We start from the raw sequence: 3,758 nt of genomic DNA, 5'->3' as shown, positions 1-3,758 counted from the left end.
TTTTGTTGGACGCTGTTCCCGTTGAACCAGGAAGCCAGCGCTGTACCACTTAAGTGGTCAGCGTCTGGTAGTTCACTTACGAGTTACGACACTTACAACCGGCAACCCGTTGTGTTCAAGAATACCAAAGTTGCCCACGAAACAATCCCCGTCTGGGAGATTTGCCGATCGTCCGCAGCCGTACCCGTCGCCTTTCCCGCGCACATAATGACCAACCCTGAATTCCTGAAAAACTGGCAGGAAGAAGGCAATCAAATCCCCGTAGCGGGCAGTATCAGAGGCATTCCCTTAATAGACGGCGGATTTGTGGCCAGCAACCCGGCACTTTGTGCGATCGCAGAACGTTTGAGGTGGAATACCAACCCGCCAGCCAATCCGAAATGGCGGCAAAATCCCGCTAGCCCGTGGCGCGATACAGTGGATATCAAAGATATTGTCGTGACATCTTTAGGAACCGGTCAAAACGTGAAACAAATCGGCATTGTCGAGGCGCAAAGTTGGGGCGCTGGAGAATGGATTAATCCGTTTAACGCGATTCCGATTCTCGATGTATTTTCTGACGGTTCATCGGACGGTATCATTTATATTATAAACCAATTAATGGCTCCAGAGCAATACGTTCGCTTGCAACCAATTTTGTCTAAAAATTATCCGGCTTTTAACGCTAACCCGCAATTGCTTTGGGAAATGCAGCAAGAAATTGAGAAGTCTTTTTTCACGAATAAGCAGGAAGATGAAAAGCTCAATAAGCTGGTCGAAGTTCTTTTGTCTCGTTAAATTTTAAGAAAAATAAAAAAAATTGCCTTTTTTTTTACGACCAAACACTTGACTTTGAATCTTTAATGAAGTACCATTAGATAATGGGAGTGGTGGCAAAAATAATATTTTTCCTAACACTCCCATTATCTAAATAATACTCCAAGAAATCAACTAAAGTCAATAGGTAATCCTTCTTTTTTATGGCCGATCGCTTATAGCGCAGAGTCATTCGATTTTAGATTTTAGATTTTAGATTTTGGATTTACCCCACGGATAAATTCGGGGGCTTGAGGATTTTAGATTTTAGATTTTGGATTTTGGATTGGTTCCACGGATAAATCGGGGGGCTTGTACCATCAAGAAATTCGCTTGTCAGCAATTTTTGATAGTTAGAACCCCGACTGCTTTAAGAAGTCAGGGTTCTAATAGACCTCTTGCAAAAGTCCTTTTAATCAAATTTTGGAACGGGCAAGATGCCCGTTCCACAAGGAAAAATGTTTTTTGTGGGATGGGCCGGAGAGCCCGTCGTAGTTATTTTTGCAAGAGGTCTAATACCAATTTTTTATGAGGCTGCATAGAATCAGATCCCCCCTTAGCTTGCCCCCTACTCCCCCTTAATAAGGGGGGGGACAAGATTCCGCTCAAAGTCAACCCCTACTCCCCTTCTTAAGGGGGATGCGAGGGGGATCGAAATATGTGCAACTTCACATTAAATTGGTATAACAGAAAAAGAAGATTAAGTCGTATACTCCGCATTAATCTTCACGTAGTCGTAACTCAAATCGCATCCCCAAGCTTTCGCAAAACCGCCACCATTCCCGACGCCAACCTGAATTAAAACCGTGTCTCCCTTCAAATATTCGCCCGACGCCGCCGCTTTCATGTAATTACTCGCAGCAGATTTATCGAACTCCTTCGGTTGCCCGTGTTCCATCATCAAAAAATCCCCCAATTGAATCCGCAAATTCTCTTGATCGAAAGGTACGCCCGCACGCCCAGCCGCCGCTGCAATTCTGCCCCAATTCGGATCGCGTCCGAAAATAGCGGCTTTCACCAAAGAAGAACCGACAATTGTTTTGGCAATTTTACTCGCAGAAACTTCATCCGGCGCGCCGCTAACTTGCACTTCCACCAAACAAGTTGCACCTTCGCCGTCGCGGGCGATCGCCTTTGCCAAATGCACGCAAACTTCTGTCAGCATCGCCTCTAATTTTTCAGCATCCGGGCCCATCTCGGTAATTGCGGGCGTCCGAGATTGACCGTTTGCCAAAGCAATTAGCGAATCGTTGGTACTGGTATCGCCGTCAACAGTAATTTGATTGAAACTCCTGTCAGCCGCACGACTCACCATTTCCTGCCACAAATGCGACGACACTGCTGCATCGCAAGTTACAAATGCTAGCATTGTTGCCATATTTGGATGAATCATTCCCGAACCTTTGCAAATGCCGCCGATGCGCACCGGTCGATCGCCAAACATGGTTTCCAGGGCGATCGTTTTCGGCACTAAATCAGTCGTACAAATAGCCTTAGCAGCCGCATCGGAACCAGTTTCTGAAGCCTCAGCAACTAATCGCGGAATTCCCGCCCTCAGCGGTTCCATTTTAATCCGCTGTCCGATGACCCCAGTGGAGGCCAAAAGAATCGATTCGGGAGGAATATTCAGCGCTTCTCCCAACAATTTGGCACTTTCGAGAGCATCTGCCAAACCTAGTTCGCCAGTAGCAGCATTAGCTTGTCCCGCATTGCACAAAATTGCTTTGGCGCTGGGTTTAGCTTGCAAACGCTGGCGGCAGTAGTCCACGCAAGCAGCCCGGACTGTGGATGTGGTGAAGACTCCTGCGGCGATCGCATCCACCTCTGACAAAATTAAACTTAAATCCGGCAAGCCTGAAGGCTTCAAGCCCGCTGTAATTCCCGATGCTCGATACCCTCTCGGTGCTGTAATTCCGCCGTCAATTACTTTCCAGTCCGACATGATGACCTCCCTAGTAGCCTTGTCTTCTATTGAGAGGGGATTATATCATTTTAGATTTTAGATTTTAGATTGCGAACAACAGACTTTGTAAGGGTTCTTCCTTTTCTGGTTCCCCGGCTATGGGTGGAAATGCAGTTAAGCGAGGCTGTGCCTAACTTTTTGTGTTTAACCAACCCAATAAAATTAATCGCGACTTCCTCGAAGAGTGCTAGAACTCAAGAAGAAGTCGCGACGGTTTTTTAAGTAACATGATTAATTTTTAGCTGGCAAACAACCAACTCGATTCAACTGTCTCACCGTTGAAAAAACGAGTTATTTGCGATCGATACTCGCCTGAGAACCAGCATCTAAACCAACTTCAGCAGCCACACGGCTCAGCATGGATTCCTGACGGTTTTTGACGACGTGTTGGTGGCGCATCATCAGGTTGCGGGCTTGTTCTTGAGTTGACATAACTGGTTTCTCCAAATATGGGTAATAACTTCGCAGGCAATTGGGGAAATTGAGCTTGGTTTAGCTCATGGTGGCGTTGCTGCGATCGTAACTGGCTTGAAGGCTGGGCTGCGGTTTGCCTTGAATGTGACCCCAGTAGTGTGTATCTTCCATGCCGACTTCGGTGGCGGTGCGGTTGAGCATTGACTGCTGCCGGTTCTTTACCAGGTGGTGGTGGCGCATCATCAGAGAGCGAGCTTGATTTTCGGTAGACATATGCGGTTCCTCGGTGTTGCTTGACTGAAGTTGGGCTGGTCTTTTGTTCCTTATTTTTAATATAACAGATAATTCTGTATCTAAAGTTACTAAACTAAAATTGTAATAAAACTTTATATAAGGGCGGCGCGATCGAGGGTGCGATCGCCCTTCCCGACAAAAACACTCACAACCAAAAGGGATTTCGATCTTTGGGGAATGGCGATCGCAGACCGACTCGACGGTAATAGTTGTAGATTGACACTCCCCGCGCGATCGCGACGGGGATTCTTAAGACATTTCGGTCTTAATATCCCTATTACTAGGGTTTCCG

Annotated in this window: 4 protein-coding genes and 1 pseudogene; 1 reads left to right on the top strand and 4 read right to left on the bottom strand. The window is 46.6% G+C overall.

Annotated elements, in window-relative coordinates:
* Nucleotides 1–777 (top strand): annotated as a pseudogene (locus tag QUB70_RS31935) (hypothetical protein); the annotation flags it as partial.
* A 718-nt stretch (nt 778–1,495) separates the two neighbouring features.
* Here the strand turns inward: QUB70_RS31935 and argJ are convergent.
* The 4 genes from argJ to QUB70_RS31915 all read right to left on the bottom strand — a co-directional run.
* Nucleotides 1,496–2,737: a bifunctional ornithine acetyltransferase/N-acetylglutamate synthase gene (argJ, locus tag QUB70_RS31930; RefSeq protein ID WP_332985803.1), complete on the bottom strand. Its 1,242-nt coding sequence runs from the start codon at nt 2,735–2,737 to the stop codon at nt 1,496–1,498.
* Between the two features lie 312 nt (nt 2,738–3,049).
* Entirely contained in the window at nt 3,050–3,190 is a 141-nt protein-coding gene (locus QUB70_RS31925; RefSeq protein ID WP_332956622.1) for a hypothetical protein, read from the bottom strand.
* Between the two features lie 60 nt (nt 3,191–3,250).
* Nucleotides 3,251–3,445 carry a hypothetical protein gene (locus tag QUB70_RS31920; RefSeq protein ID WP_332985802.1) on the bottom strand — a complete coding sequence of 65 codons (195 nt, stop codon included), beginning with the start codon at nt 3,443–3,445 and terminating at the stop codon, nt 3,251–3,253.
* A 113-nt stretch (nt 3,446–3,558) separates the two neighbouring features.
* On the bottom strand, nt 3,559–3,758 hold a 200-nt coding region (locus tag QUB70_RS31915; RefSeq protein ID WP_332985801.1), incomplete at its 5' end, for a hypothetical protein.

It is taken from the genome of Microcoleus sp. A003_D6, from assembly GCF_036702825.1.
Lineage (GTDB): Bacteria > Cyanobacteriota > Cyanobacteriia > Cyanobacteriales > Microcoleaceae > Microcoleus.
This window is presented reverse-complemented; position numbering and strand designations above follow the sequence as displayed.

Excerpts from the sequence above, each read along its gene's own strand:
- argJ (WP_332985803.1), bottom strand. The coding sequence starts at position 2,737 with ATGTCGGACTGGAAAGTAATTGACGGCGGAATTACAGCACCGAGAGGG.
- QUB70_RS31925 (WP_332956622.1), bottom strand. The coding sequence starts at position 3,190 with ATGTCAACTCAAGAACAAGCCCGCAACCTGATGATGCGCCACCAACAC.
- QUB70_RS31920 (WP_332985802.1), bottom strand. The coding sequence starts at position 3,445 with ATGTCTACCGAAAATCAAGCTCGCTCTCTGATGATGCGCCACCACCAC.